18 protein-coding genes are annotated in these 26,815 nt (G+C 45.5%); 3 read left to right on the forward strand and 15 right to left on the reverse strand.

Annotated features, from left to right (window positions below):
- Positions 1-305 precede the first annotated feature (305 nt).
- The 11 genes from ICL07_RS09555 to ICL07_RS09605 all read right to left on the reverse strand — a co-directional run bounded on the left by ICL07_RS09555 (position 306) and on the right by ICL07_RS09605 (position 16,621).
- Positions 306-1,124: a hypothetical protein gene (locus ICL07_RS09555; protein WP_188087683.1), complete on the reverse strand. Its 819-nt coding sequence runs from the start codon at positions 1,122-1,124 to the stop codon at positions 306-308.
- 63 nt (positions 1,125-1,187) lie between these two features.
- Positions 1,188-1,700 (reverse strand): hypothetical protein, encoded by a 513-nt coding sequence (locus ICL07_RS09560; RefSeq protein WP_188087684.1) that lies wholly within the window; start codon positions 1,698-1,700, stop codon positions 1,188-1,190.
- A 158-nt stretch (positions 1,701-1,858) separates the two neighbouring features.
- Positions 1,859-6,286, reverse strand: a complete 4,428-nt coding sequence (locus tag ICL07_RS09565) for a DUF6443 domain-containing protein (protein WP_223151792.1) — start codon at positions 6,284-6,286, stop codon at positions 1,859-1,861.
- Positions 6,287-6,331: 45 nt separating this feature from the next.
- Positions 6,332-9,793: a hypothetical protein gene (locus tag ICL07_RS09570; RefSeq protein ID WP_188087685.1), complete on the reverse strand. Its 3,462-nt coding sequence runs from the start codon at positions 9,791-9,793 to the stop codon at positions 6,332-6,334.
- Between the two features lie 82 nt (positions 9,794-9,875).
- Positions 9,876-10,409, reverse strand: a complete 534-nt coding sequence (locus ICL07_RS09575; protein WP_188087686.1) for a hypothetical protein — start codon at positions 10,407-10,409, stop codon at positions 9,876-9,878.
- Positions 10,409-11,104, reverse strand: coding sequence for a hypothetical protein (locus ICL07_RS09580; RefSeq protein ID WP_188087687.1), 696 nt, complete (start codon positions 11,102-11,104; stop codon positions 10,409-10,411). Before ICL07_RS09580 ends, ICL07_RS09575 begins: the two co-directional genes overlap by 1 nt.
- A 6-nt stretch (positions 11,105-11,110) precedes the next feature.
- Positions 11,111-12,079, reverse strand: a complete 969-nt coding sequence (locus ICL07_RS09585) for a hypothetical protein (RefSeq protein WP_188087688.1) — start codon at positions 12,077-12,079, stop codon at positions 11,111-11,113.
- A gap of 41 nt (positions 12,080-12,120) precedes the next feature.
- Entirely contained in the window at positions 12,121-12,702 is a 582-nt protein-coding gene (locus tag ICL07_RS09590; RefSeq protein ID WP_188087689.1) for a hypothetical protein, read from the reverse strand.
- Between the two features lie 130 nt (positions 12,703-12,832).
- Positions 12,833-13,570, reverse strand: a complete 738-nt coding sequence (locus tag ICL07_RS09595; RefSeq protein ID WP_188087690.1) for a LytR/AlgR family response regulator transcription factor — start codon at positions 13,568-13,570, stop codon at positions 12,833-12,835.
- A 14-nt stretch (positions 13,571-13,584) separates the two neighbouring features.
- Entirely contained in the window at positions 13,585-15,492 is a 1,908-nt protein-coding gene (locus ICL07_RS09600) for a tetratricopeptide repeat-containing sensor histidine kinase (RefSeq protein WP_188087691.1), read from the reverse strand.
- A gap of 121 nt (positions 15,493-15,613) precedes the next feature.
- Complete coding sequence (locus tag ICL07_RS09605; protein WP_188087692.1) at positions 15,614-16,621, reverse strand: GlxA family transcriptional regulator; 1,008 nt, start codon at positions 16,619-16,621, stop codon at positions 15,614-15,616.
- A 151-nt stretch (positions 16,622-16,772) separates the two neighbouring features.
- Here ICL07_RS09605 and ICL07_RS09610 point away from each other — a divergent pair, with 151 nt between their 5' ends.
- Both ICL07_RS09610 and ICL07_RS09615 read left to right on the forward strand, forming a co-directional pair.
- Positions 16,773-16,985 (forward strand): KTSC domain-containing protein, encoded by a 213-nt coding sequence (locus ICL07_RS09610; RefSeq protein WP_188087693.1) that lies wholly within the window; start codon positions 16,773-16,775, stop codon positions 16,983-16,985.
- Between the two features lie 81 nt (positions 16,986-17,066).
- Entirely contained in the window at positions 17,067-18,401 is a 1,335-nt protein-coding gene (locus ICL07_RS09615) for a DUF2252 domain-containing protein (RefSeq protein WP_188087694.1), read from the forward strand.
- Between the two features lie 239 nt (positions 18,402-18,640).
- Here ICL07_RS09615 and ICL07_RS09620 read toward each other — a convergent pair whose 3' ends face one another.
- The gene (locus tag ICL07_RS09620) at positions 18,641-19,909 is read right to left on the reverse strand and encodes a DEAD/DEAH box helicase (RefSeq protein WP_188087695.1); all 1,269 of its coding nucleotides are present in this window, start codon (positions 19,907-19,909) and stop codon (positions 18,641-18,643) included.
- 284 nt (positions 19,910-20,193) lie between these two features.
- Positions 20,194-20,595, reverse strand: a complete 402-nt coding sequence (locus tag ICL07_RS09625) for a c-type cytochrome (protein ID WP_188087696.1) — start codon at positions 20,593-20,595, stop codon at positions 20,194-20,196.
- Between the two features lie 184 nt (positions 20,596-20,779).
- Between ICL07_RS09625 and ICL07_RS09630 the strand changes: the two genes are divergently transcribed.
- Positions 20,780-21,607, forward strand: a complete 828-nt coding sequence (locus tag ICL07_RS09630; protein ID WP_188087697.1) for a methylated-DNA--[protein]-cysteine S-methyltransferase — start codon at positions 20,780-20,782, stop codon at positions 21,605-21,607.
- 148 nt (positions 21,608-21,755) lie between these two features.
- Here ICL07_RS09630 and ICL07_RS09635 read toward each other — a convergent pair whose 3' ends face one another.
- Positions 21,756-23,216 (reverse strand): RagB/SusD family nutrient uptake outer membrane protein, encoded by a 1,461-nt coding sequence (locus tag ICL07_RS09635; protein ID WP_188087698.1) that lies wholly within the window; start codon positions 23,214-23,216, stop codon positions 21,756-21,758.
- Between the two features lie 8 nt (positions 23,217-23,224).
- Positions 23,225-26,353: a SusC/RagA family TonB-linked outer membrane protein gene (locus ICL07_RS09640; protein ID WP_188087699.1), complete on the reverse strand. Its 3,129-nt coding sequence runs from the start codon at positions 26,351-26,353 to the stop codon at positions 23,225-23,227.
- Between the last annotated feature and the right edge of the window lie 462 nt (positions 26,354-26,815).

The following is a 26,815-nucleotide window of genomic DNA, read 5'->3' on the forward strand; positions in this document are numbered from 1 at the left end:
TTGAAACATCTTTATCAGGTGTCGTCATGATGGGCTACTTCAACTCCAAACTGAAACTCCTCCTATCATATTTGTTACCCTGATAATTTTATAACAACAGCAGGTGCCGTAGTAATGGGTTACTTCGATCCAGGCGGGAGATGCAGGTTCGAGTCCTGCTCCGGGCAACCGGATAGTTTAGATGGCAGAACGTCGGCAGCCTGCGGCGGAGAAATCCGGGTGCAGGTCTTAACCTATTGCGCTTTTTGCCCTGCTGTTGTTATAATTATAATCAAATAGAACAGCGGGTTCGCAACTCTCCGGATTTACCATTTGTATGGCCCGTTTGAAAGTATCACCTCAAATGTACTCTTCTGTTCATAGGGGGTATCCAATTTCACCAACCAATACAACGCTTTTCCTTCCTTATCTCTCAGCGCTTCCCATTTTCCACGCCGATACGTGATAGCACGAATTCTATAGCAGGCACTATTATCGCATTCCAGGTTCTTATACTTTCCACCTTTTTTCCGGATTGCTCTCATGGCGTCCAGGTCCATTCCCTGCTGAATATCCAGGAAATCCAGCCATCCGTCATGGTTAATATCACCATACCTTAGCCCTGTTATATTGTCTGTGTATGATAAGTATTGAACGCTCGTATCCGCGCCGAACTTTGCAATTACAGCATATGTGTAAACCCTGCATAAACTTCCGGAACAATCATCAGCCGGCTCCGCCATTCCCGTAATAAAAGAAGCACTGTTGTAGGAAAAAGAACTGTGTGCATCATATTCAAACCGCGTCCAACACCTCATCGTATCTTTTAAAAATACCTTTTTACCTATTCCCAGAAAACTATTACAGTTATCCAGATCAGTAACGTTGGTTGACTTATCTTTTAATTTATAATACTGCTTCACCAGTCCATTATTACGGACAATCTGGTATTGGCCGTTGGCAAATATCGTATCTATCTTTACTTTCGCCGGCTTTTTGTTATCGAAGCGAAGACCTGTCGTGTTCGTAAGACTGTCAATGAACGCTTTAAAAGGCTTTCGTTTTACAGGAGCTTGGCTGACACCGTCGGTAAGCGTTATCAACATACAACAGATGAAGGCAATCAGCAACAACCAGTACTTCATATAATTGTTTACAGTTCTTCTCCCTAACGGATACACGTTATATAAAAAAACATATTCTTTCCCTTAATCAAATATACCAGGAACTTGTCGCCATAATGTCAGCGGCTCACCTTGTACTTCTCGTAAGTCCAAAATCTTATTCAACAGAAAAACGCTGACTGGTGAGGAGGTATCTTTGATATACACCAGTTTATCCCGAAATACATTCTTTTGTACCGCTGTGATTGCCAAACCTTTTATCCATTTACCAGATATGTAAAATACCTGATAACAATACCTGTCTGATTTATTCAATATGTAATATTTGATAGACTTCAATCCGGGACAAGTATCTCTGCTTACCTTTTCGGTTTCATTTAGAAACTGGGCATTAAATATCGAATAATTCGCACTAGAACAATAAAGATAAATTGCCTGGTGATTCTTGTGCGATAAACCATTAAGTACCCGATCCAAATCCTCCTCACTGGCATTAGCAGGAAAAAAGAAATCTTCAGTTTTCGTATCAATGGCTATTTTAAAAGGTTTTCCGGTCAATCGGTTTTTCCTGTTTTGCTCCATATCGAGAACTTTCATCTTCTCAATCTTTTTTATGTAATAACCTTCCAATCGCACCAATGAATCAACATTACTCCGATTAACTTTACTTGCAAATTGAGTGTCTTGCGCGTAAATCCTATGACTAATTGTCAATAGCGTCGCTAGTAAAAAAAAACATATTGATTTCATTGCTATTAATTTCTGTAATGCAACATTATTGGCCCCACCGGGCTTTGAATTCTATTAATAAGTGTAGGTAAAAATTTACTGGTTACATTAACCCTCTCCACATAAGGCTCCTGGATGCCAATACTACCCAATTTCGGCCTAAAACCCATCTGAATATGCCCACTTCCCATTGGCCCAGGATCTCCATGCTCTCCTCCCATGTTATGTCCAATTTCATGTCTAAACATGCTTCTTAGAATCTCAGTACCAGAAAGACCCTGATCTGTTGCTTTTTTTATATTATCGTTATAGACTTGTATTTCCTTGGAACCACCTGAAGCCCTCGACCCTCTAACATCAGATCCAAGTGCATTATTTCCGGTTTCATTGTCTATTGCAACAATCTTATTCCCATATCCACTTGTTCCTCCCATCTCATTCGTATATGTATCTCCGGCAACCGCTGCATTTACTTGTTCATCAGTATCAAACCCCCGAGCCGTTATTTCGAACTTTGTAACAGTATATGTTCCATCACTTGACTTCCCGGAAGTTTGAGTTGTTGAATTAAAGTCGGCCACTGCATTATTTAAGGCGTCTTTTTGCGCACTGCTTAAGTTTCCATTCCTATAGTAATAATTGGCTTTGATTGTTACAACATTTGGATTTTTCTTTGTACCATTCCCATTGGTTCTGGTCACCATCCCATCACGCCCATCCGGATCTGTAAACAGGACCGGGTTGTTAAATGTATAGTTGTATGGTGTGGATGATGTATATTTATCCGCTAATGGGTCTATCACATGCCACCTTCCTATCTGCGCGTCATACATCCTCGCCCCATAGTCATACCATTCCAATCCGCTACCATCTCCAAATTCCTTGCTCTGCAACTCCTTCCCGTTGTACTTCAATCTGTTCTCCGGATAATTCTTTCCCATCAACGCATTCGAACTTATCCCCGCCATCGTTAACCCATACGGATAATAATGCGTCTCTTCCAGTACCTTTCCTGTTGCCTGTGTTACAACCAGGTTATCAAAGAATACGTCCTGAGGCGTTTCATTACTCGTATAAATATACAGAAATCCGGCTTGTTTCATGACCATTTTGTCGACCGCCAACGTCTGTAACTGATCAGGTTCGTTTTTTACCTGTTTTACACCGCTGTTATCTTCCACCAGTTTAAACTGATCGTCAAACAAAGCAAAATTAAGATAGGCTTTCGGTTTATCGGCCCTATGCTGATCCGGATCTTTTTCCTTCATCCGTTGGTAGTCATTATTATAGAAATTGGCATTAAAGGGGGTCTGATTATTTGCCATCGCTTCTCCATGAGAAGGTGTTGCGCCCGATTTACCACCAAATGCCTGTACCAGGTCCACCAGCATACTTTCTGCCGGCACGCTGGCTGATTTTTTCTCCTGGGGGCCCTGTGATTTATAAAATGCTTTGGTGCCGATCTGAATGGTATCCCCGGCCATCACACGCAACACAATAGAGGGGCCTATTTTCTTTCCTCCTGATTTGGCATTCAGTTTGGCCACATACTCATTTTTTTCTTTGCTTTCATCAGCCGGATAGCCGGCAGGTTTAGCAGCACGTGTATCGTCTATATTACTAAACAAAGCCACTTCTTTTGCTGAGGTCGCAGCCTCCATAGTGGCAGTATATACGGATAAGTCACTTTGCTCTGTGAGCACCATGCGAACATTACCCAGGTGATCTTTCACGAAATAGTCATAAAAATAGGCGGGCGCTGTACCTGTTTTGTAAACCCACCTGATACGTCCTTCGTTGTGACCTATAAACTGAAGGGTATCATTCTGATAAACGGCTCCGTTGATATAGGTAGTTGTAACAACCCTCGGCTGAGCGAGTGTATTATCCGTTACCACCTTTTTCAGCTTGTTTCCCGCAGCATCGTACTGATAAAGAATACTTCCTTTATTATCCATCGTGATCAGTACAGGAAGATTAAGATGATTATAAGTGATCGCTGAAATAGATTTATTAAGGTCTTTGTTAAGGTTTCCGTTGCGATCGTAGGTATAATCATCCCCGTTTTTATTACCATCCTTAAAATCGCCTAACGGCGCTGGCTCCGGACTATCATCCTTCACAGCGGTTAGCTTATTACTATTGGGTGCGTAGCTATATGTCAGCTTATCCAATAATACGTTCCTGGTGCCGTCCATTCCCCGTTGTGTCAGCCGGGTAATATTGCCGTTAACGTCATACGTCACTTCCTCCACGGAAAAGTTCATCTGATCCTTTAGCCATGGACCGTTAGCTGTGTTTTGTTGATTAAAATCTGCCTGGGTAAGGCGGGAGGCGCGATCATAATCAAATCCGTAGGCCCTCTGTTTGGGATCGTTCCAGCCTTTCCAGCGTATCCCGGCGATATTGCCATTAAAATACTTACCGGTAAAACCTACATCGTAACTCATTTCCTGTCCGAAATGCGAAACGTTACTGCCGTTATTCAGATAACCTTTATTAATACTGCTAAGCCATCCGCGGATATTGTATTCATAATCCAGCTGCTCTATTGCCTGGCTTGGAGTCTGCACTCCCAATACCTTGGTTTTCAGCTGCCCGAGTTCGTCATAGTCGCTGGCGGCAATCGTTTTCTCCGGATTATCGTTACCGTTAACCCTGGTTTTCACACTAACAACCCTACCAGCGGCATCATAACTCATCTTTGCCAGGATGGTTGTTTGTGGTGTCAGATTACTATGATGGTTGGTTTGACGGGTAAAAGTACTGATTACCCGGCCGCTGAAATCATACAAGGTTGTCGTTACATCTTTGCCACCAGTAACATTATCGCTGATAACCTGTATAGGCCTGCCTTTATCATCATAATAGGTAGTGGCTGTCAGCCATTGGTCTGTTCCCAGCACCCGTACTTTACTGCCGGTAGGCAATCCCTGCGTTTGGGTACTTACACCCGCCGGTATATCCGGGTAACTATTATCTCCTTTATCCAGCTCCCTAAAATCATCTACCCGTGCGTGCGCTCCGGTATAACTATAATCATCAAAAAAAGAATAGGTAAGCGGGGTCAGGTCCTGCGACGCAATTCCAGGTAAAGGGTTGGTGGCGGTTATTATAACATTCCCACCGCCATTGGCATCCAGATAGAAATCCCTGTCTTCATTTAAGGGTGTCACATAACCATCTTCCAGCGTTATACTGTTGGAAGCAATGTATTGGCTTCGGTCATCGGTTCTAACCACCAGGTTCGCCACTACCGGGAATTGATAAGACACGCTGCCACCGGACAAGGCATTGTTCATCCCCGTCTGTAGTGCTTCTCTGGATGCACCGGAGTTATACAAAGCCGTTTCCACAGGCCTGTTCAGCGCGTCATAAAAAGTCACCAACCAGCTATTGCCGAAAGGAGGACGCATATTCCCATCCCTGGTAAATACTAACCGGTCCCGCACATCATACACCATTTCAGTGGAATCAGCACCCGGGATTTTTTTCATTACCATGCGCCCACGACCATCATAACGATACTGGAAACATAAATCTGCCGCTACGGTAGTCACATCCCAGGAACTGGTTATTTTCTCCACAGCCAGCGGAGGTATAACAAACCGAAGAACATTCAGGTCGTCAAAAACATAATAGGTAGAAAGCCAACCCATATGTGCCGCGCCAGGGGAGTCGGCCAACTGTACTCTTTTTAATACAGTCCTGCCCTCTTTATCCTTGTACTCCTGCACCTGGTTTCCGGCTTCATCTGTCACCACCTGCTTATTAAGTTCACCTGCATTATATATGGCCGAGGTAACCGGCATGTTGCCAGACATTTTCCATATTCTCACAGAATCACTGATGGTATTAAAGAGATATGCTTGCTGAATAGGGTGACTGGCCCCCGTTTTAGACCAGCTGTTACCCGGCGCATACGTATTCAGCACCCTGTTTAAGGGAGATGCTTCAAAATCAGTTTGTGTATAGTATATCTTCTCTCCTTTTGCACCGGGATTCAAAGCCTCGCTCTCATAAAAAGCCTTCTGCTCATTAAAAGGGTCCATTTTAAACTTACCATCTTTGGTACCACTTGCATAAGGCAGGTATTTAAACTGCTCCCTCCCAAAATCGTCATATACAGTGGGCTGTACCAGGTCGTTACCGCCACCGCTGCCACCTTTGACAACTGTCTGCAAAGGCCGCCCCAGCCCGTCGAAATATTGTATTGACTGCGGCACCTCTTTTACATCTGTACTACTGATAACCGAAGCCGGATCTGTAAAAGGCCTCGCAGGGCTCCAGGTACGGATAGCATTAACAGTAGGATTGACGTATGCACCGGGAACCGCATCCGGTTTCGTTGGTAACGCCGGAGCAACGGGAACATTCTGCGACCAGCTCCACTGGGTGATCAGTAACAAGCTTACTATCGAAAAAAACACCTTGGGTAACACGGATAAACGCATATATAGAGATTGATATAGGATGATAGTCTTATTTCATTCGAAAAATCACAACCCGCTACAATTCTCAGGTTGGCCATAATAATCATAACAGATCATCTTCAGGATTTTCCCATCCTGATCTTTGATCAGTCTCAACCTGTTCATGTTGTCATACTCATAAAAGAGCAACTGATTATTCTGGTCACACTGACTGGATATACCCGTCAAAGGAATATAGGTATAAGTACGCATCTGAGCATCTGCGGGATACAGGCGAAGTTCATCGATGGTATTATTACCAGAAACAGTCACAACACCAGCTGCGCCGATTGTAACCAGATGTTGATAATAGGTATATCCCCTGATATTTTTCCCGGTTGTTGTTTTAACCACGGCAGCTCCCTGCAACGAGCACGCGCCATTCTGGCTCCAGTAAGAAAGCAGATAAGCCCTTCCGGCTGACAGGCCAGGGGAAGAAATGGCGCCATTGGATAAATTATACGATTTATCTCCGGTGAGTCCCCCGGTAGCATTTCTCGCATCAGAAGGCACCACCCAGTTCCCATCTGCATCGGCCTCAAAAGAGGTATAGGCCACCTCCGCAGCATTAGCATTATCTATCTGCGCTATCGGATAACCAGCCCTATAATTCCATAGATAGGAACCCGTCATATTATTGGGTTTATGGAAATCTTTCAGATTACCTGCCATATCATAGTTATCAAAATATGCCTCTGGTACGTAAGCGGAATGGAGTACCGGCAAACTATTGCCCGTAATAGTAGATGCACTTGTATCAGCTAATGGTGCAGCATTTTCAAGCATATACACCGCTGCCGGCGCATAAGAACCATTGCTCAACAATTTATACGAAGTAAACTTGCCTCCCGTAAGATTTTTAGTGGTATTATCAGCAATCAGCGTCTGTTCTTCGATCACCGGAGAAATCATATGCCTGTTCTTCATCTCTCCAACAAATGAGCCCGCACCCGCCTGCGGATAGTCGTCCGGGTACATGTATTTTGTGATCAGTGTCCTGCCGTCGCTTTTACCAGTTTCCATCCTGGTCATTTCCTTATGTGCAATGTTTCCATAGGTAAATGTTTTGGTGGTAGTGGACTGGTTACCATTTACATCATAAATAGTATTGACTTCTCTGGACGGCACAAACCATGAGGATGTATTTCTGTAAAACACGCCATACAATGCAGGATTCTGATTACTGGTAGGCAAAGGATCAAATGTATACAGTTTCACGCCACGCAACCAGGTCTGATTATTCATACTATATTCATAGGTAGTTTTGCTGACAGGTTTCCCTGCCGCATCATATACCTGTTTGGACAACAGTTTGCCATTAAGGGCGTTATGCATAGTCGGAATATATGGATGCGTATAGGCGTCCTCCGAAGCACTGTACCGGTATTCTGTTTTGCCATTCTCTCCATTTTCACCCAGCAGCTCCGTCACTTTGCTATATCCTACAATCGGGCCTCCTGCACCCTGTACGATAGAATTGGACTCCCTTACCGTATAGGTCACATCATATGGTAGCATCCCTCCATCAGCCGTATGGTACAAATCCAGGCTATAATCAAATTTAGGTGTCACTATTTGTGTCCCCGAGCTTACTCCTCCATCTGTATACAGGAACTTCCGCGCAGCAACTTTTTTACCGCCTTCATAATTGATGATCGATTTAATTCTTACTCCACCGCCTTTTCTCTCTGTAATAGGCACCCTCGCTTCATAGGAAATATACATACTGGTCCAGTATCCCTGTATGTAACGGGCGTAAATAGCATAACTACCAGGAAGTAATACCTCTTCATAATAAGGACGGTCTTCATCCCAGTTAGAGTAAGAGGCAACAACATTTGTACCTTTGTACAAATAAGCATACACCGACTGTAAGTTTTCATTCATAAGATCCGGCGCATCAGGATCGACCTTCGTATGACTGAAAGATATACGTGCTGTGGGCGTATCTGTAACCGGGATCGTAAAATTGATCCTTCCCCGATCAGGCGTAAAGCCGGAACCAGCCTGCGCAACCTCATTGACCCGGGTCTTTACATACTTCTCGTCCCCATGCAGGTTTGAATAGGAATTAAGCTCATAATCAAATTCCGTCTTTCCTCCCGTTGGATAAGTAATGGAAAAAAGCAGGCCTGCTTTCATTTCCACATCATTCGTATTGGAAAGCCTGTTACCACCCGCTAAAAATTTCGGCGATCCTGTATTGGGAAAAACAGTAATGGCAGGTACTAAAAAGGTATTATTGGCATTATTAAAATATCCCCAGCCATCAATACTTTTGGAGTATCTGGGAGGAAGCGTACCTCCGAAATAACTGAACTTATGAGGTATTCTTCCGGTGGTTCCTCCTCCTATCTCTACAATAGAATCCAACCTCAATCTTCTTTCAGTACCCGTTCCAAAATAGTCCTGGTACAACTGAAACCGTTTTATAATCCGGTTATCTCTGTTTTTGACAACAATGTCAGATAATCTGCCAGGTTTGTTACTCACATAATCCAGATCTTCCCGTGGTGCCGTACTGAATTCAACTGTCCCCTGCCTGAAAGAAATGGCTTTTAGGGTCATTTCATTAGTGACCTGCCTGTTTGCACTATAAGTAAAATAGTGTGCGGGTGGAATACCAGTACTACCGGCCCTTACCTCTGTGAGGTCAAACGATTTCTCCGACTTATTAATAAGACTTAACACCGATCCATTTAACTGATAAGACAAAATGATGGTATCAACACCAGGGTTAATAATAGAATCAAGATGCCAGGCAGTAGTAACAAACGGCTTACCGCTGATGGTAAAATCACTTAGCGGTGCATTGTCACTTATTTCCTGGCTGGTCATACCTAAATAATAGTCCTGTGCTACATCCTTGGTGGTAAAGCAATATCTTATTCCATTCCCGTCTGTAATACGCCAGCCATTGTTCAACACTATTTCAACCTGAAGGTTGTTCGGCTCATCCATATACACCAATGAACCATCATTCTTTTTCCCTATTGAAAACCTGCCGGAATATCCGGCAAAATTATAGGAAATCATATCAGGCTCCCCGTCACGGTACCCTTGATTGATACTGCTCAGGTATGGTTGGTCCGAAGAAGAGGGGTTATCCGGTGGCAACGCAGCTGCCAGATAGTATCCCTCTCCATTCCAATCATCAAAACCTCTGACTGACCGGGTAATAATCCCGCCGGCAAATAAAGACCAGCCAAGCCCCACCCAACTGGCGCTTTCACCTACTTTAATACCGGTAGAAGAATACTGTAACTTTAAAGGAAGTTGAAGTTTGTCGGATTTGATGTCATATAAAGGGATATTGATATCAGCAGTACCCGAAAAATATCCGATAGGAAACTCTCCGTACGCCCCCAGCGCGGCTGAAGTAGGAGCTGGCGGTATAATTTTTCCGGCTTTGTATCTTTCTTGTGCTAAACCTTCCTGGCGGACACAGACATAGGTCAGTAGTAAAACAAACAACTTTAAGTACTTCATAGAAACAGGGATATCTTATTTCCAAGATAGTAATTAAATGAAAATTATTCAATCGTTTGTTTTATTTTTTGGAAGAACAGCATTATCTCAACACATACACCCTTTTCTCCACTCCCTTCATCTCTTCTACCACCGGCTGATACTTCTCCAACTCAAAAAACTGCTCCAATGCCTGATGTACAAAGTCATGCCTTATCGCCGTACCTGCCGTATAAATGGAATAGGTAGTGCCTTTTGCATTAAAAAGATAACTGGTAATCATACCGGTAGCCATTTGCTCACTGATAATAAACTGTGTAATATCATCTTTCCGGAAAATCATCTTATAACCCCGGCGTACAAACGCCAGGCTATCTTTTGTGATCACCAGTTGTTCACATTGATATATCACCTTGGCCAGGTACCAGATCAATGTCAGGAGAGCGGCGCAAAACGGGAGCAACAATAGCAGCATGCGGAACAACCGGGGAATACCATAGGTGGCTAATACGCTATCATAAGGAAATACCCGCAAGGCATAAAACCCGGACAACAGCGTAAAAATAACCAAACCGGCTATCAACTTCAACCTGGGACTTTCTACCAGCCAATACCGGATGTAAAAAATATCTTCCATCAATCCATAAAATAAAACAACACCTGCAACATCAGGAAAACGAACAATAAGCCGAGTGCCAGGCCGAAGACGATTACCTGTCCGGGTGTCATTTTGTTAATAAAACTGTATTTAATGGTCTCGCTTTTCACGATATATACCCCAAAATTGGGGAAGGCAACGGGCACAATCTTGTTCTTCAGTATTTTCTGGTTGAAGTGTTTATCGATATAAGGCTTGAGATATTTGATAAACTGATCTACGGTGTGCAAATCTTCTTCTTTGGAAAAAGGCGTCATCGCAGTAACGCCGGCGCGTATACGAACCTGCTGACCGTCTTTGGTAACCAGGGTCAGATACCGGAAACCTTGCTGACCCATATTCTCAATACGCCGGAGATTCTCCAGCGGTATATCAAAACGCTGGTCTCCGAAGGTAATCAGCAACCGGTTATTCACCACCCGGATCACCCATTCTTTATGAGGAGCGCGCTTCACCACCAATCCGTAGATAAGCAGTACAAGACCAATGATCATGGCAGTCATCAACTTCACAGGTAACCTGTCAAAGTTAATGGAAAACCCCACCCACATGCCAATAAAGGCGCCACCCACCAGGACAACTGTAATCGGGATCACCATCAGCGACAATCTCATCTCTGTCCGGCGGTCCAGTCCCTGGAACCTGAATTCTTTTTCTTCTATATATGAAATCATCTTAGACTATTTTATGCTTCCGGGAACAGGAGTGGTAGTAGTAGGCAGTGGCCCGTCATGTGGCGGTGCAGGCTTTTCCAGCGGTTTATAGCGATATGATTTTTCCGGGTCGCCACAATCTGTATAAAAAATGGAGGACAACCCTTTCTCACCTAACATCTTATTTTCTCTCTTCACCGGCAGTATACGTACATATTTCCGCAATGCGCTCACATCATTGTAGTCTGTAACCACTTCATTCCGCTGCGTACCTGGAGTAAGGTATTGTTGCGATACAGCATCATAGGCATACTCGTCTTTTTCGATTTCTTCCAGCAACTTATAATGACGATTAGCGTACAGTTCGTTCAGTTCCTGAGGTTTACCGCCAAAAGCGGCTTTCAGCTCTTCCATATCCTTATTGTCCGGTACTTTGGGCCACAGCCTGCTGGTAAGGGAAACCCGGAGCACCGTCTCTCCCTCTTCTTTGGTAACCATGCCCAGGAAAGGCGCGTGATAACGGTCTGGTTTATTGTATAGCAATACAAAATCATTGTACTTCTTCTCCGGCGTATACACCTCTGTATTGTTCGTTATTTTCACCTCTTCACCGTCATACTGGTAAGATAGCGCAATGCGTGTAGGCGCTACCGTACTCTCATACACAAAAGGCGACCCAAAACAATTCGCACCTTCGTTAAAAACACGCTGCATTTTTTTGTCTCCCAGCTGTACAAAAGTTTCGCCTCGTTCAAATCCCTTGAAGCACATCCGAACACTGTCTCCCAGTGATTTATTTTCGCAGGCGAAGACGCCAAAAGTAGTCGACGCATTATCAGGCTCAAAACGGATCTTATCCTTTTCTACATGATAATTTCCCGGCACCATGGTGGCATAGCCGTATAGCACATACCGGCCATTTTCAAAAAGACAGATACCTTCCAGGTTGCTGCCATACATACCGGCATATTGTTGTGCAGATAGTCCCTCGCTCATAAAGGATAAGATGGTTAAACAGATAAAGTAAAAGATGCTTTTCATAAATTATGCTGACTACAATATTCAAAAAAATCCGGCAAGCGGAAAATCCGGGTGAGATAGGCATAGTCCGGATTCACCTGCTGGTAACTTTGGGCTGAAGGCGCCTGTACGTCCAGGTTGCCTCTGCCAAGGGTACGGTCAGGGATAAACAGGGCATTCGTCACCTCCGGCTCTCCCAGCAACGAGTATACTTCGCGGCCTTCTACAGCGTAGGGTTTATATCGCGCACTCAGGTCCTTGTTTGTATGAATGGTATTATAAATCACATACTTGGACCGGGAAGGATTCACTACCCCATAGGCAGTCAACTCCAGGTTAAGTTCCTGCTGCTGCAGCCCTAAAGCCTCGCAACTGATGTAATGCACTCCCTCCGATAAATTTATCTTGATAAAAGACCGGGCTGGTACAACATAATTTTTTTGATCAATCTGAACGGTAATTTCCTTACCGGTGGGGTTATCAACCAATGTAGATCCATTGAGTGTTGGTTTCAGTAACAACTCGTAACCGGCGTAACATCCTATCAACACCAATGCCAGCAACAGTCCAATGAATCTTTTTCCTGCTATTTGCCTCATGGGATCATTTTTTTTCCTGAAATACGGCTTTCAATGTTAAAGTTAACAAAGGTCAGCTTCCCGCTTCAGGCAGATCAATTTTCGCATAAGGTGGGTCAACATCTGTTGACGGCGGCCCAATATCCGTTTTTTATATCCTGTCAATAAACCCCAGCACTACTTCTTTCTTCCGGTCGGATACCGGCACCTTTTCCCCGTTGGTGATCTCCAGGTAACCATCTTTGTAATACCGGGTCACATAGTTGCCATTCACGAGGTACGACTGATGACAACGCACAAATGTTTCTTCCGGCAACAAAGCCTCGTACTCTTTTAACACTTTGGACACCAGGATGGAACTGCCGTTCTTCAGGTAGAAGGTGGTATACCCGCGGTCACTTTTGCAATACAGGATATCTTCAATGTCGATAATCTGGGTATACTCCGCACTCCGGAGTGCTATGCGCCGGGGTTTGCTGCCACCTTTATAATGCGTGGCGGCTATTTCCAGCTGATGCTGGTTAAATTTCTGTTGTTCGCTTTTTTTGAAACAACGGTCTGTAGCCTCATTTAACGCTGCTGTTTCAATAGGTTTCAGCAAATAGGCAAAAGCGCCCAGGTTCAGTGCCTGCAAGGCATACTGATCATAGGCGGTGATGAATATGATCTGGCTGGAAGACACATCAATCCGGCTAAACAATGTGAAACTGTTGCCATCTTTCAGTTGAATATCCGCTAGTATCAGCTCGGGCTGAAGTGCCGGTATTTCAGTCTGTGCTTTGGCGATATCCCCGGCATAGCCCACTACCTGCAAATAAGGTATCTCATCTACCAAAGCCATCAGGTGTTTCAGGATATTGATTTCATCTTCAAGAATATAAACAGTCATGGGACTTGGTTTTTTTAATCGGTTAATAAAGGTAGATAGATCACTACACGGAATCCTTGTTCTCCTGTTTTTGGGCCCACCTCAAAATATGCCTGGCGGTTCGCTTTGTTGAACAGGAGGTCCAGCCGTTCCTGTACGATAATACGCGACAAAGATTTTTTCTCCCGCGGACCATGGGTTTTGGCCTTTTCTCCGGCCCCGTTATCATCGATGCAGATAACCAGTTGCGTTTGCTCCTGGCGGAACGAAATCGTCAGCATACCGGGATAGTCGATCGATTTAAAGCCGTGCTCTATGGAGTTCTCCACAAAAGGTTGTACCAGCATGGGCGGAATCAGGATAGCGTCTACGTCTGTATCTTCCGTATCTATCTGATAAGCAAAAGCGTGTTCGAAACGCATTTGCTGCAATTCGATGTAGTTTTTCAGGGAACCGATTTCATCTTCCAGTGGAATCAGGTCATGACGGTTCAGCTCCAGCACATTGCGCATCAGCTTGGAGAACGAAACCAGGTAAGCATTGGCTTCGCGCTTTTTATCACTGCTGATAAGGCCCTGCATATTGGCAATGGCGTTATAGATAAAATGCGGGTTCAGCTGCATTTGCCGGGTCTTCTGTTCCAGCAGTAATCGTTTGTTTTCGATCTCCAGCTTTTCATTTTTTTCTTTGAGTAACTTCTGGCGATACACGTTGTAGATATAAAATGCGATGATGGCTAACAGGATACACACAGCCACAAAAATCCAGCGCTGCTGTGAAATGACCTTTTTATTCAGCTCATTATTCATTTGCAGGGCGGCAATGGCCTGATCCTTTTTCTCTGTCTGGTATTGGGTGTGCAGTTCTTCTATTTTGGAGGCTTCAATGGCTTGCATGTTATGGCCATATATGTTAAAGGCGGTTAGTAAAGCATCCAGTGCATGCTCATAATCACCTTTCTGTTTATAAGCCTCGTGAAGGCCCTGGTATTCAGGCAACAGGTTCATGCGCTCCGGTTGTGCGCCTGCCCATAGGATCGCTGCCTTGTAATAATAGATCGCCGAATCCGTCTGATGGTTGCGCACAAAGGAAGTAGCCAGGTTGTTGAATGCCGTTTTGTGTAACAACTGATGCGTTTGCAGATAGTTGAAATAACGTTTGGCTGCCACCACAGCCTTTCCATAATTTTCCTGGTAGGCATATAGCTGCGCTTCATAATCGTAGGTGCGTGCCAGTGCGAGGCTGTCATCTATCTGCACGGCCAGTTGCCGGGCACTGTCCAGGTGCCTTTTCATACTAGCGGTATCCCGTTGCTGTACAGACAGCATAAACGAAATATCAAAATAACGCTGACGGATAATCGGGTGCGACTTAAACGGATGATGGTTATAATACTGTACGGTATACTCTATAGCCTTCGGAACATTGTGGTTATTGTAATAGGATTTGGCCAGCAAATCGTATAGCCGGTAGGTAAACACACTCTGGTGTTGTTCTCCTCTTTTTACCGCTGCCAGCAAACGGGTCACCAGGTCGGCATTGGCAATATTGGAACTGCTAACGGCGCGGTTAAGCAAAGCGTAATCTTTGAGTGTCTGCAACTCAGTTTGCTGGGGAGCCGGCGATATCTGGCGGAAATAAAGAGAGGCACTGTCAAATTTGTTCTCCTGTACGAACAGGCTGCCCCGGAAATAATAGTACCAGGGACTGATGGTTTTATCTCCCGGCAACGCAAAACGGCGCAGCATGGCCTGAAGGCTATCCGCATATCGTTTTGCCTTAATGGTATCGCCCGACAGTACGAAGGTCGTATATGCTTTATCGGATGCGCCGGTATCGGCAGCGGCGGTCGTTTGTTGATCCGCCATTCTGCAACCGGCGATCCAATAAAGGGCAACAAACAAAGGAAGAAGGAAATGATGTTTTCTGTACAGTTTAATCATATTGTATTTCCGGATATCCTTGCTTATGATGACAAAATTAAGAAGTGATACAGTTCCCTGCTGACCCATGTAATATCCGCAGAGGGTCAGTTAATATTCGCAGCGGTGGGAAAAATATCCGCTAGGAGGCCATGCTGGCAGTCACCATTTGCAGGCGGTTACGGCCATATTTTTCCTTGTAGGCTTTGGGCGTCATGGCCACATAACGCTTAAATATCTTTCGGAAAAAGCTCATATCCTCATATCCGCAGCGGAATGCAATCTGTTCCACGCCCTCCTGGCTGTTTTCCAGCATCTTCTTCGCCGCTTCAATCCGTACCCGTTGCAGATAGGCCAGCGGAGTGTTGCCCGTAGCCTGCTCAAACCGGCGGATAAAATGACGGATACTCATGTTGTACCGGACTGCCAGCGCTTCTATGCTGATAGTGTCAGCATATTTTTTTTCGATGTACTGCTGGGCTTTGATAATCATGTCATCCGCATGATTATGCTGCAAACGGAAGATGGAAAAAGCATCCTGTGGCTGCTGATGTACATTGATCATCAATATTTTCGAGGCGATAATAGCCGCCTCATGCCCGCAGAATTTCTCCAACAGGTACATGATAAACGTCGTAAAGCTGAAAGCCCCGCCACAGGTGTAGATACTGCCCTGGTCCACAATGATTTTATCATCCTGTATCTCTACTTCCGGGTACATATCCCTGAACCGGTCGGCAAATAACCAATGGGTGGTAGCTACTTTACCGTTAAGCAAGCCGGTGGCGCCCAACAGGAAAGCGCCCACACAAATGCTGGCCAGTTCGGCCCCTTGCTGGTGCTGTTGCCGCAGCCAGTCCACCAACCGCTGTTCCCGCTCTATCACCTGTACAATCTTGTCGGAATGCATGGCCGGTACAATCACGAGATCATATGTCTCCTGCCGTCCCACTTTGGAGCTGACAGCGGTTTGCATATCCCTGCGATGCAGCTGGCCGTCTTTTTCCGATACAAAGTCAATATCGAAACGAACGGCAATAGGGCCGCCGGTCAGCATAGGACCTGTCCGCATCATGGATGCAAAAATGTCTGCGGGGCCGGCTACAGCTGAAGAGACAGCATGTTCATAATCCAGAATAGCGATGCGCATATACTTAAAGATAATTTGTTTACAATGGCAAATTCAACATGATTCGGGGCAATTACGCCATATAAAGATAGCTTTTCCCCCTTATTTTCCTGTTAATAAATTCCGGCGGGTATGATAATTGGGGGCCAATTCCGAAAAAAGCCAGGGAACCATGCCGTCATCTGTGATCCGTGCATTTTATTACGACGCTCCGCATGCGGTTCTTCGGATCGTGTTTGTATCGGGAGCAGTGTATGATTACCAGGCCGTACCGGCATCTGTATATGAGGCCATGCGGAAAGCCTTCTCCAAAGGCACCTTTTTTAATAATGAGATAAAAGACAAGTTCGAATTCTCCCGCTATAACAAGGATGAAGGGAGATAACCGGTAACAGCCATATTCGTGAGTTATCGTATATTTAGCAACCGGTCAGCCGCTATGTTAATCACTGACTGGCCCTGTCTTATGGCTGTTGAAAAAGATACCCCCGGCAAAAAGCTCAGAGCTGCCGTACCGCGCACTTCCCAGGGCGATTTTACGCTTTCTCCCCAACGTCCCGGTGTAGTGGAAGCTATCCGCTTATCCAACGAAGACCGGGTGAAGAAACTGATTCCCATCCGGCATGGCCGCATGAGTGCGTCCCCGTTTGCTTTTTACCGGGGCATGGCTGGCCTCATGGCCCGGGACCTGTCTGCCCTTCCGCATACCGATCTGAAAGTGCAGGCTATCGGCGACTGCCACCTATCCAATTTCGGTGGCTTCGCCACCCCGGAAAGAACGCTCATCTTCGATGCCAACGACTTCGATGAAACATTACCCGCCCCCTGGGAATGGGACGTAAAACGGCTGGCTACCAGCTTCGTACTGGCAGCCCGGCACAACCAGCTAAGGGAAACCGATGCCCGCGATATGGCGGTGAAAGTCGCTGCTTCCTACCGGCATAGCATGTACGAATATTCACAATTACCGATGCTGGACCTCTGGTATAAAAAGTTTGAAATGCATGCCCTGCTGGAAAAAACTACCAGCGAAGAAGTACGCACCCTGCTGCGCAACGCCATCGATAAAGCCGAAAAGGCAACACCACAGAAGGTCTTCTATAAAATCACCCAAAGCGTGATGGGCTCCTTTGAAATTGCAGACCAGCACCCGCTCATTTATCATCCGCCTGAACTGGAAAAGGAAAAAAAACATTTCAAAACCTTCTTCACTGGCTATGAACGCACCTTACAGGAAGATCGCCGTTTTCTTTTCAGCAAGTACCAGATGGTGGACGTTGCCCTCAAAGTAGTGGGCGTAGGCAGCGTAGGCACCCGCTGCATGATAGCGCTGCTGATGAATGATAAGGAAGAGCCGCTTTTCCTCCAGATAAAGGAAGCCCGTGCCAGTGTACTGGAAAGCTTTACCGCCAAAAGCAAATACAAACATGCCGGTGAACGGATAGTACAGGGACAACGCCTCGTACAGGCCGCCAGCGATATTTTCCTGGGCTGGAGCACCGGCAGCGATGGCCGCTATTATTACCTGCGACAGTTGAGAGACCGTAAAATAGCACCGGATGTGGAACACTTCGATAAAGAAGTGCTGATGGCCTATGCCGGTTTATGTGGCCGCATGCTGGCACGCGCCCATGCCAAAACAGGGCCGGCACAGCAAATCAGCAATTATATGGGGAAAGGGGAACTGATAGATACCGCTATCGGTAAATTTGCAGTGGCCTACGCCAATCAAACGGAAAAAGATTTTGAGGTGTTTACAAAGGCTATCCGCGATGGCAAACTACCGGCAGAAAAAGCATAAAAAACACGTGGATGGGAATGCCCGGAAACCCAGGGGCTGAAGCCCAGGGCTAAGTTGTTATTCAGTTGCCATTTGATGGCCAAAGGCTTCCCGTATAGCTGTATTTTTTAAATAATTGCATCCATTAAAAAAGGCTTAATTAAATGAAACATGTCTCATTTAATTAAGCCCCTGGTATCTTTAAGATAATTGAACGACATCTTAGCCCTGGGCTTCAGCCCAGGGTTTCCCGGATATTATTAAAAATCTATTTTCTGATCGCGTTTATCCACTTTGTCTTTGCGACCGTAGCGGTTGCGGTTGCGTGGCTTCGGCCTTCTGGGTTCTGCCTTCGGCGCATCCGGATCGGCGTTATTAGCCTCAATCAAAGCAGATTCTTCAAATGGGTGGCGTACGGAAGGGATCTTCTGTTTGGTCAGCTTGTTGATGCTGTTCAGGAAAGGACGCTCTTCGGTAGCGCAGAAAGACAATGCATAACCGGTGGCGCCTGCTCTACCGGTACGGCCTATACGGTGTACGTAGGTTTCTGAAACATTGGGCAGGTCGTAGTTGATCACATGTTCCAGTTGCTCTACGTCGATACCACGGGCCGCGATATCGGTGGCAACGAGTACGCGTAAACGGCCATTCTTAAAATTAGCCAGCGTATTCTGCCGCGAAGCCTGCGACTTATCACCATGTAGCGCATCTGCATTGATATTCCGCTTACGCAGATTTTTGGCAATCCTGTCTGCACCATGTTTTGTTTGTGTAAATACGATGGTACGTTTGATGTTTTTGTCCTGCAGAATATGGTCGAGTAACTGTTGTTTGTCTTTTTTCTTTACAAAAAACACGCATTGATCTACCCTTTCGGCGGTGGTGGACACCGGCGTGATCTCTACTTTCTCCGGGTTATACAGCAGGGAGCCGGCCAGCTTCGCAATATTGGGGGGCATGGTAGCAGAGAAGAACAACGTTTGACGCTGCTGCGGCAGCTCACGCACCACTTTTTTAATATCATTGATGAAACCCATGTCCAGCATACGGTCTGCTTCATCCAGCACAAATATCTCCAGGTGGTCCAGGTAAATGTAGCCCTGGTTCATCAGGTCCAGCAGCCGGCCAGGCGTAGCGATCAGCACATCGGTGCCGTTACGCAGGGCAATGGTTTGCCGGTGTTGTGGTACACCACCAAAAATAACGTCGTGTTTTAACCCTGTGAACCGGCCATAGGCTTCAAAACTTTCATCGATCTGAGAAGCCAGCTCACGTGTAGGCGTGAGGATCAACGCCCGGATATGTTTATATCCACCTTCCACGCCGGAGCGGGTTTTGTACAACTGTTGCAGAATAGGAATCGCGAAAGCGGCTGTTTTACCGGTACCGGTTTGTGCACATCCCAACAAGTCTTTGCCTGCTAAAACGATGGGAATAGATTGTACTTGTATGGGGGTAGGTTGGGTATAACCTTCTTTTTTAATTGCTTTTAAAATGGGCTCAATTAACCCTAATTGCTCAAATAGCATATTGTGTTATAATCTGGTAATAAAATTAAACGCCTCTTTGTAACCGGCGTTCAGCATTGAGGAGAGCAGAAAGAAAGATTCTGGAGAGAGCGCTTTATGCTTTAAACTCAACATCACAAAAGTAAAGATACGGATTTTCCTGTCAGCAAAGCCGTTACAGGATGGATAATGGTTATATGTGAAAATCATTCTAACAAAAAACGCTATCTATCAGACACTTACATATAAAAAGAGGCTATTCCCTTATAGAGACAGCCTCTTTTCCGTAAGGTCATCGGCCCGACTTACTTAGTCGCAGCTTCATCTGGTTTGGTTTTTGGCTCTTCATTACCATGGTGGCAGGTATAGCAGCTCACAGACATCACTTCGGTTCCTTTAAAGAACTTCTTGTTAATACGATTGGTCATCTTCATCATAGACCTCGCAATGTCTTTGTGTTGGTTTTCATCACTGGCAAAATCCAGCTTCTTAGGATCATCTTTTTGTGCTGCGTGACAGTAACCGCATTTTACGCCCAATGCCGCGTTGAAGCCGCGCATAGTGGCAATCAGCTCCTCGTGACTGATGTTTTTTGATAATACTTTGAGGTTTTTAGGCTTCTCATTTTCCTGAGGTAAAGCCAACGAACACAAGGTAACTGCTGCCGTTAACGCCGCCGCTACCATGAATGTTTTTTTCATTTTCATGACCATGGTTTTAATAGTTGTAATGCTTCCTGATACGGAATCTACAAAAAATTATATATGTAACGGAATTTTTTTGACAGGCGGGATGAGGAAACCAGCGGCTGGGACTGCCTCCGTATATCAGCAAGTTCCGGGTTTTTTACCGATTTTAGCAGCGGTAACTTTGTCTTAAAATGATAAAGCCATGAACAATTACGATAAAATAGCTACTGCCATTACATATATCAACGACAATTTCAGGGAACAACCGGAACTGAAAGACATGGCGGCTGCGGTGCATATGAGCCCGTTCCACTTTCAACGGGTATTCAGTGAATGGGCAGGGGTAACACCGAAAAAATTCCTGCAATACCTTACGCTTCATCACGCCAAACAATTACTGAAACAGGAGAAAACCACCGTATTCGACGCAGCCTTTGAAACCGGATTATCCGGTACCGGCAGGCTGCACGACCTGTTCATCAATATTGAAAGCATGACACCCGGCGAATACAAAAACGGCGGAAAATCACTGCATATCAACTATAGCTTTGCGGAAAGCCCGTTTGGCAATATCCTCGTGGCCTCTACCAGTAAAGGTATCTGTCATATGGCTTTTGCGGATGACCGCGATATGGCCCTCCAGGAACTGATCGCCAACTTCCCTAATGCACAGCTGACGCAGATGACAGACCTTATTCAACAGAATACCCTCTACATCTTTACCAAAGAACAACACCGGCTTTCTGAAATCAAACTACACCTGAAAGGCACCGCCTTCCAGCTGAAAGTATGGGAAGCATTGCTGAAAATACCCATGGGCAACCTCACGACCTATCAGCAATTAGCCGCCGCGGTAGACAATCCCCGGGCTTCCAGGGCGGTAGGCACCGCTGTAGGACAGAACCCCGTGGCATTCCTTATCCCCTGCCACCGCGTGATCAAATCTACCGGCGAGCTCGGTCATTACCATTGGGGCGATGTTCGCAAACAAGCCATGATCGGCTGGGAATCTGCCCAAATAAATAAATAAATGGATCAAATAAAATCCCCAAATCCGTAAATCCATAAATTCCTAAATAAAAAGGGCCGCCCACTCGTGAAGGGCAGCCCTTATTTGCTTATGAAAGAGGACCAGCACTAGAAAGTGCCCGTCTGTTTATTAAGAGGATAATCTTTCCTTACTGGTTATCTACACACAACTTATTGTACACCATCTCATCGGAAGACAGTGGCCAGATGTAAGTCGGAGAGCTGGACGGCACCTCTGGTATGGTAGCCGATTTCTTGGGGAATGGAATACCCTGGCGGATAATTTCCATCGCCCTGTTACCTTCTCCCAGTAATTCAATATGTTTTTCTTTCAGAATAGTAGTAATCAATGCCGCGGCATCCGTAAAATTGGCAGCAGTGTATACGGTAGTCGCATCTGAACGGCCATGCACTGCATTCAGCAGGTCAATAGCGCCCTGATCTACGGTATTGGATACACGTACTTTGGCCTCCGCCAGCGTCAGCAACACTTCTGCCCAGCGCATCACCGGAGCATAATCCAGGAAAGGACTGCCGCCGGCATATTTAATCAGGTAGTTACGGGTAGTATTAGCATTGATCTGCACCGGCAAAATAAATTGCCTTCTCAGATCCGTTGCTTTCCAGGTTGGCTCTGCTATAATACCTGCGGTGCTCAGGTAATACTCACCATTGGCGCCACCACCCAATGCACTGGGACTATAATAATAACCCAATTGCGTTTGTGTTCCAGGGGCATCTCCGGGAGCAGGACCAAAAGGCATATATATCACCGCTTCCTTACCGGAATATTTGGGCGTGTAAAGATTCTTCAGGTCCGCTTCCAGCTTATGCCCACCCGTAGAAGTAAAGGTACCGGTAACAATCTTGGCGCTTTCTGCGATCACCTTGTCATACTGACCCATATACAGGTATACTTTCATCTTCAGCGCAATGGCACTGTAGTAGTTACCTTTAACAGCGGAAATAGACTTGGGCAATAACGTCTCTGCTGAATCCAGGTCACGGATGATCTGATCATAGGTTTCTTTTACCGTACTGCGTGCCCGCGCGTAACTACCCAACTTGGTATGTGGCTCCCAGAACAGGATCAGACCCGGTTTGCTGCCGGCGCCATCCCAGTAAGGACGCGCAAACAACTGCAACAGCGAAAAGTAGGTCAGCCCCCTCACAAACTTCGCATCACCGGCATAAATCTTGGCGAGTGAATCACCGGCTACGGCATTACCCTTGGCCGCCATACCCGCCAGGAAAACATTGGCGTTATTAATCGCCATATATCCCTGTGACCAGATCTCTTTAATCTCCTGGGACTCGCCCGTAGCAGTCATCTTCCAGGTGGCATTCAACGTTACGTTGTTGGTCAATGCATTCACAAAATCTTCTCCCCTCACATCGTTGGCTATCAACACCTTTCCACCCAGGAATTTGCCATTCTTCATCACCGTATATAAACCGGTAGCTTCATTGGCAATCCTTTCCTTCAGGGTAAAGGCCTCCCAGTCAGGAATATCAGTAGTAGGCACCGGATCAAGCAACTCTTTCTGACAAGCGGTACCAAGGCCTGCTATGGCTAATGCCAGTATATATGCACTAAGTTTATTCATCATCAATCTTTTTAGAAATTAACATTTAAACCCACTGTTACGGTACGGCCATTACCCAGGGTATTACGGTCTATACCCTGACCGGAAGCATTGTTCCCATTGGAAGATACTTCAGGGTCCGGACCAGGATATTTGGTCATAATCGCCAGGTTCTGACCTCTTACATACACTTTTGCACCACTCAAATGAATAGATTTAAGCGCTGTTTCCGGCAGAATATAAGTCAGCCCAACAGTACGGAGTTTGAGAAAATCTCCTTTGAACACGTTGGCGGCAATAGAAAAAGAAGAACCGTTGGAGATATTATCACCATAAACCACTTTGGGGATATCGGTCTGATCATTTTCTTTCTGCCACCTGTTCAACACGTCTACACTGTTATTCCAGTAACGCTGATCTTTCAAACCGGCATAACTGCCATAGTATACATAGAAACCAGTTTGATAGGTCAGCAACACATTCAGCTCAAAACTTTTGTAACGGAAAGTATTCTCAAAACCACCTACAAACTTGGGATTGGTATTTTTATACGCTACGGCGTCTTTGGTACCAACAGGAGAGGCGGCTTTACCGTCAGCGTAGGTATACGCCTGGGTTACCGGATTATAGTATACTTCTTCGCCTGCTTTGTTGATGAAAATTCTTCTGCCTGTTTTCGGATCAACACCATTGGTACGAACGGTGTAAATCATACTGGCCGGATGCCCTACCTGGTTCACGCTGGTTTGTTCCAGTGAACTGGTAACGAATGGTATTTTGTCCAGATCGCCTGCCAGCTCAGTGATCTCGTTTTTGTTGTAGGCAATGTTGAAAGAGGTATTCCAGGTGAAATCTTTTTTGGTGATAGCTGCTGCGCTGATACTAAACTCCACGCCCTTGTTATACATTTTGCCCACGTTGGATGGAATAGTAGCGATAGATGAACCGGAAGGAATACCAGCGGAAGGGATCTGCGGTACGAACAGCACCAGGCCATCAATGTTATTATAGTAGTAGCTCAGTTCACCACTGATCCTGTTATTCAGGAAACCATAACTGATACCAACATCTGTCTTTTTACTTACTTCCCAGCCCAGATTCGGGTTACCCGCCTGGCTGAAATACAGGGAAGGCTTTTCGCCATAAGGTACCGGTCTGTAGAGAGACAATGCATCGAAGTCACCTAAGCCTGCGTAGTTACCTACTTTACCGTAGCTACCACGGAGTTTCAAAGAAGAAAATACATTGGCCAGTTTACTGTCGGCCCAGAAATCTTCTTTGGTGATTTCCCAACCTGCGGAAACACTGTAGAAAGTACCTTTTTTATTGTCTTTACCAAAAGCAGAATACTGGTCCTGACGGATACTGGCGCCCACAAAATATTTCTCTTTGTAGTTGTAGTTCAAACGGGAAAACCAGGACAGCAGGTAGTTTCCACGACGCAGCATACCACTGCTCAGGTCTGTCAACCAACCACCTTCTGAGTTATTGAAGTAAGGGTCCATCTGATTCTGACGGCCAATACCATAACGCTCACGCTGATCACGTTGTTGTTCTGTACCTACCAGCAGGCTAAGGCTATGCTGGCCAAATTTCTTGTCAAACTGCGCGGTATTGGTCCATGTCCATCTCTTGTATTGTGAGTAAGTACTGGTGGCGCTGCCATTGCTGCTGTAACCGTCCCCGTTTCTGTTATTCTGGTATATATCGTTGTTCATCAGGATATAGTCAATACCATACTGTGTGCGCAAAGTCAGCCACTCCCATGGTTTCAGCTGACCATATACACTACCTTGTACGTGATTCGCTTCCGTATTGGAGTGATCCAGGTCCAGCAATATCTTGGGATTGTAAATACCTACCGGCAGGGAGTTTTTACCACCGCCAATACCGGAGCTTCCGTTGGTGTTATAACTACCGTCGTTGTTATAGGGAGATACAATCGGAGATGTCAGGAATGCCAACCTTGCCAGACCACCGGAGTTAAAGGCCTCTCCTTCCAGGGAACCCGAAGAACCGGAGATAAGGCTATTCTCATTGGAGTAGGCGACTTTTGTTCCGAGGGTAAATATCTTGCCCACTTTCTGATCTACATTCAACATCAGGTTCTTACGGATGAAATCATTCCCTTTCAGAATACCTTCCTGTTTGCTGTAACCGGCAGAGAAATAGTAGCTGGTGCTTTCTGTACCACCGCCTACGCTCAGCGTATGGCTATGGGAGATAGATTGGTCGCGGTAAACGAGGTCCATCCATTTAGTATCAATGTTATTGCCGTTGGCATCCTGGTTAAACACATAACGACGGCTATCGCCGGCATTGGTAAGGCCCTCGTTTTTCATATCAATATACTGCTGGGCGTTTAACAGTTTAGGCAAGCGGTTAGGCTTTGTCATACCTACCCAACCATCATAAGCCACCCGGGGACGGCCGGCTTTACCTTTTTTGGTCGTTACCAATACTACACCATTGGCGGCACGGCTACCGTAGATAGCAGTAGCGGCGGCGTCTTTGGCAATATCAATGGATTCGATATCTGAAGGGTTGATACTGGACAATGGGTTTAACGGCGCATTGGACGCTCCTACGTCACCACTGAAAGTGGGTACGCCGTCAATCACGATCAATGGATACGCACTCATAGACAAAGAGTTCGTTCCCCGGATTCTGAATACCGGCGGGTTATTCACCACACCATTCGGAACGGTGATCTGTACACCGGCTGCACGGCCACCCAAACCCGCTTCAAAGCTGGGCACAGGCAACTCCGCCAGCGCAGCGCCTTTTACAGAGGCGATATTACCGGTCACCTCTTTTTTGCGTTGGGTACCGTAACCTACCACCACTACTTCCGAAATAGCTTTGGTGTCTGCGGTCAATGAAATAGTACCCATATTGTTGCCGCTAATAGGCAGTGTTTTAGCTTCATACCCTACAAAGGATATACGCAATGATTTTGCTTCGTTAGGTACGGATAAAGTGAACACACCTTTACCATCTGTTACAGTACCGGTTTTACCACCCGGCAGGCTTACCGATACACCCGGTAGTGCGGCGCCCTGCTCGTCGGTGATTTTCCCTGTAACAGTACGGTGAGATTGCGCCAGCAACGTTGATGCTAAATAAAGCATACTGGCTACCACGAGTAAGAATTTCCTCATGTGATTGCAGATTTTGGTTTAGAATGATTAATTAAAGTCGGATCAAATTTTGGTCATAGATCATCCACCACCATAACGGTCGGTTATGATGATACACGAGTTAAAAAATACGGCTTAGCGAATAAACATGCAGTGCCTGGTCACAGCTGCAAAAACCATTGCTGTAGGCGATTTTAGATTTAAATTTAGTTTCTCTTTTGTTCGTTTTTATTTTACTGGTTAAGGAAAAAAACAGTTCGATTTTGGTTTTATGCTACAATCCTAACAGACGTATCACTGATTTAGATTTAGATTTTGGTTGCAATACTATTTGTTCTCCACGTTGACCACTTCTCAATAGGTTCGAATAAAAATATAAAAAAAAATCCACCTCAATATACTTTCTATTTCCTGGTGAACGCAAACCGGCTAAAATTTGATTTAATATTAATGAAGATGAATATGTTACATATTATAAAGCCG

The organism is Chitinophaga qingshengii, from assembly GCF_014529935.1.
Lineage (GTDB): Bacteria > Bacteroidota > Bacteroidia > Chitinophagales > Chitinophagaceae > Chitinophaga > Chitinophaga qingshengii.

What these genes read in the sequence shown, in the direction of transcription:
- ICL07_RS09605 (WP_188087692.1), bottom strand. Translation starts at nt 16,621, where the DNA reads ATGCGCATCGCTATTCTGGATTATGAACATGCTGTCTCTTCAGCTGTA.
- ICL07_RS09610 (WP_188087693.1), top strand. Translation starts at nt 16,773, where the DNA reads ATGCCGTCATCTGTGATCCGTGCATTTTATTACGACGCTCCGCATGCG.
- ICL07_RS09620 (WP_188087695.1), bottom strand. Translation starts at nt 19,909, where the DNA reads ATGCTATTTGAGCAATTAGGGTTAATTGAGCCCATTTTAAAAGCAATT.
- ICL07_RS09575 (WP_188087686.1), bottom strand. Translation starts at nt 10,409, where the DNA reads ATGGAAGATATTTTTTACATCCGGTATTGGCTGGTAGAAAGTCCCAGG.
- ICL07_RS09585 (WP_188087688.1), bottom strand. Translation starts at nt 12,079, where the DNA reads ATGAGCGAGGGACTATCTGCACAACAATATGCCGGTATGTATGGCAGC.
- ICL07_RS09560 (WP_188087684.1), bottom strand. Translation starts at nt 1,700, where the DNA reads ATGAAAGTTCTCGATATGGAGCAAAACAGGAAAAACCGATTGACCGGA.
- ICL07_RS09570 (WP_188087685.1), bottom strand. Translation starts at nt 9,793, where the DNA reads ATGAAGTACTTAAAGTTGTTTGTTTTACTACTGACCTATGTCTGTGTC.
- ICL07_RS09635 (WP_188087698.1), bottom strand. Translation starts at nt 23,216, where the DNA reads ATGATGAATAAACTTAGTGCATATATACTGGCATTAGCCATAGCAGGC.
- ICL07_RS09580 (WP_188087687.1), bottom strand. Translation starts at nt 11,104, where the DNA reads ATGATTTCATATATAGAAGAAAAAGAATTCAGGTTCCAGGGACTGGAC.
- ICL07_RS09615 (WP_188087694.1), top strand. Translation starts at nt 17,067, where the DNA reads ATGGCTGTTGAAAAAGATACCCCCGGCAAAAAGCTCAGAGCTGCCGTA.
- ICL07_RS09595 (WP_188087690.1), bottom strand. Translation starts at nt 13,570, where the DNA reads ATGACTGTTTATATTCTTGAAGATGAAATCAATATCCTGAAACACCTG.
- ICL07_RS09630 (WP_188087697.1), top strand. Translation starts at nt 20,780, where the DNA reads ATGAACAATTACGATAAAATAGCTACTGCCATTACATATATCAACGAC.
- ICL07_RS09625 (WP_188087696.1), bottom strand. Translation starts at nt 20,595, where the DNA reads ATGAAAATGAAAAAAACATTCATGGTAGCGGCGGCGTTAACGGCAGCA.
- ICL07_RS09600 (WP_188087691.1), bottom strand. Translation starts at nt 15,492, where the DNA reads ATGATTAAACTGTACAGAAAACATCATTTCCTTCTTCCTTTGTTTGTT.
- ICL07_RS09555 (WP_188087683.1), bottom strand. Translation starts at nt 1,124, where the DNA reads ATGAAGTACTGGTTGTTGCTGATTGCCTTCATCTGTTGTATGTTGATA.
- ICL07_RS09590 (WP_188087689.1), bottom strand. Translation starts at nt 12,702, where the DNA reads ATGAGGCAAATAGCAGGAAAAAGATTCATTGGACTGTTGCTGGCATTG.
- ICL07_RS09565 (WP_223151792.1), bottom strand. Translation starts at nt 6,286, where the DNA reads ATGCGTTTATCCGTGTTACCCAAGGTGTTTTTTTCGATAGTAAGCTTG.
- ICL07_RS09640 (WP_188087699.1), bottom strand. Translation starts at nt 26,353, where the DNA reads ATGAGGAAATTCTTACTCGTGGTAGCCAGTATGCTTTATTTAGCATCA.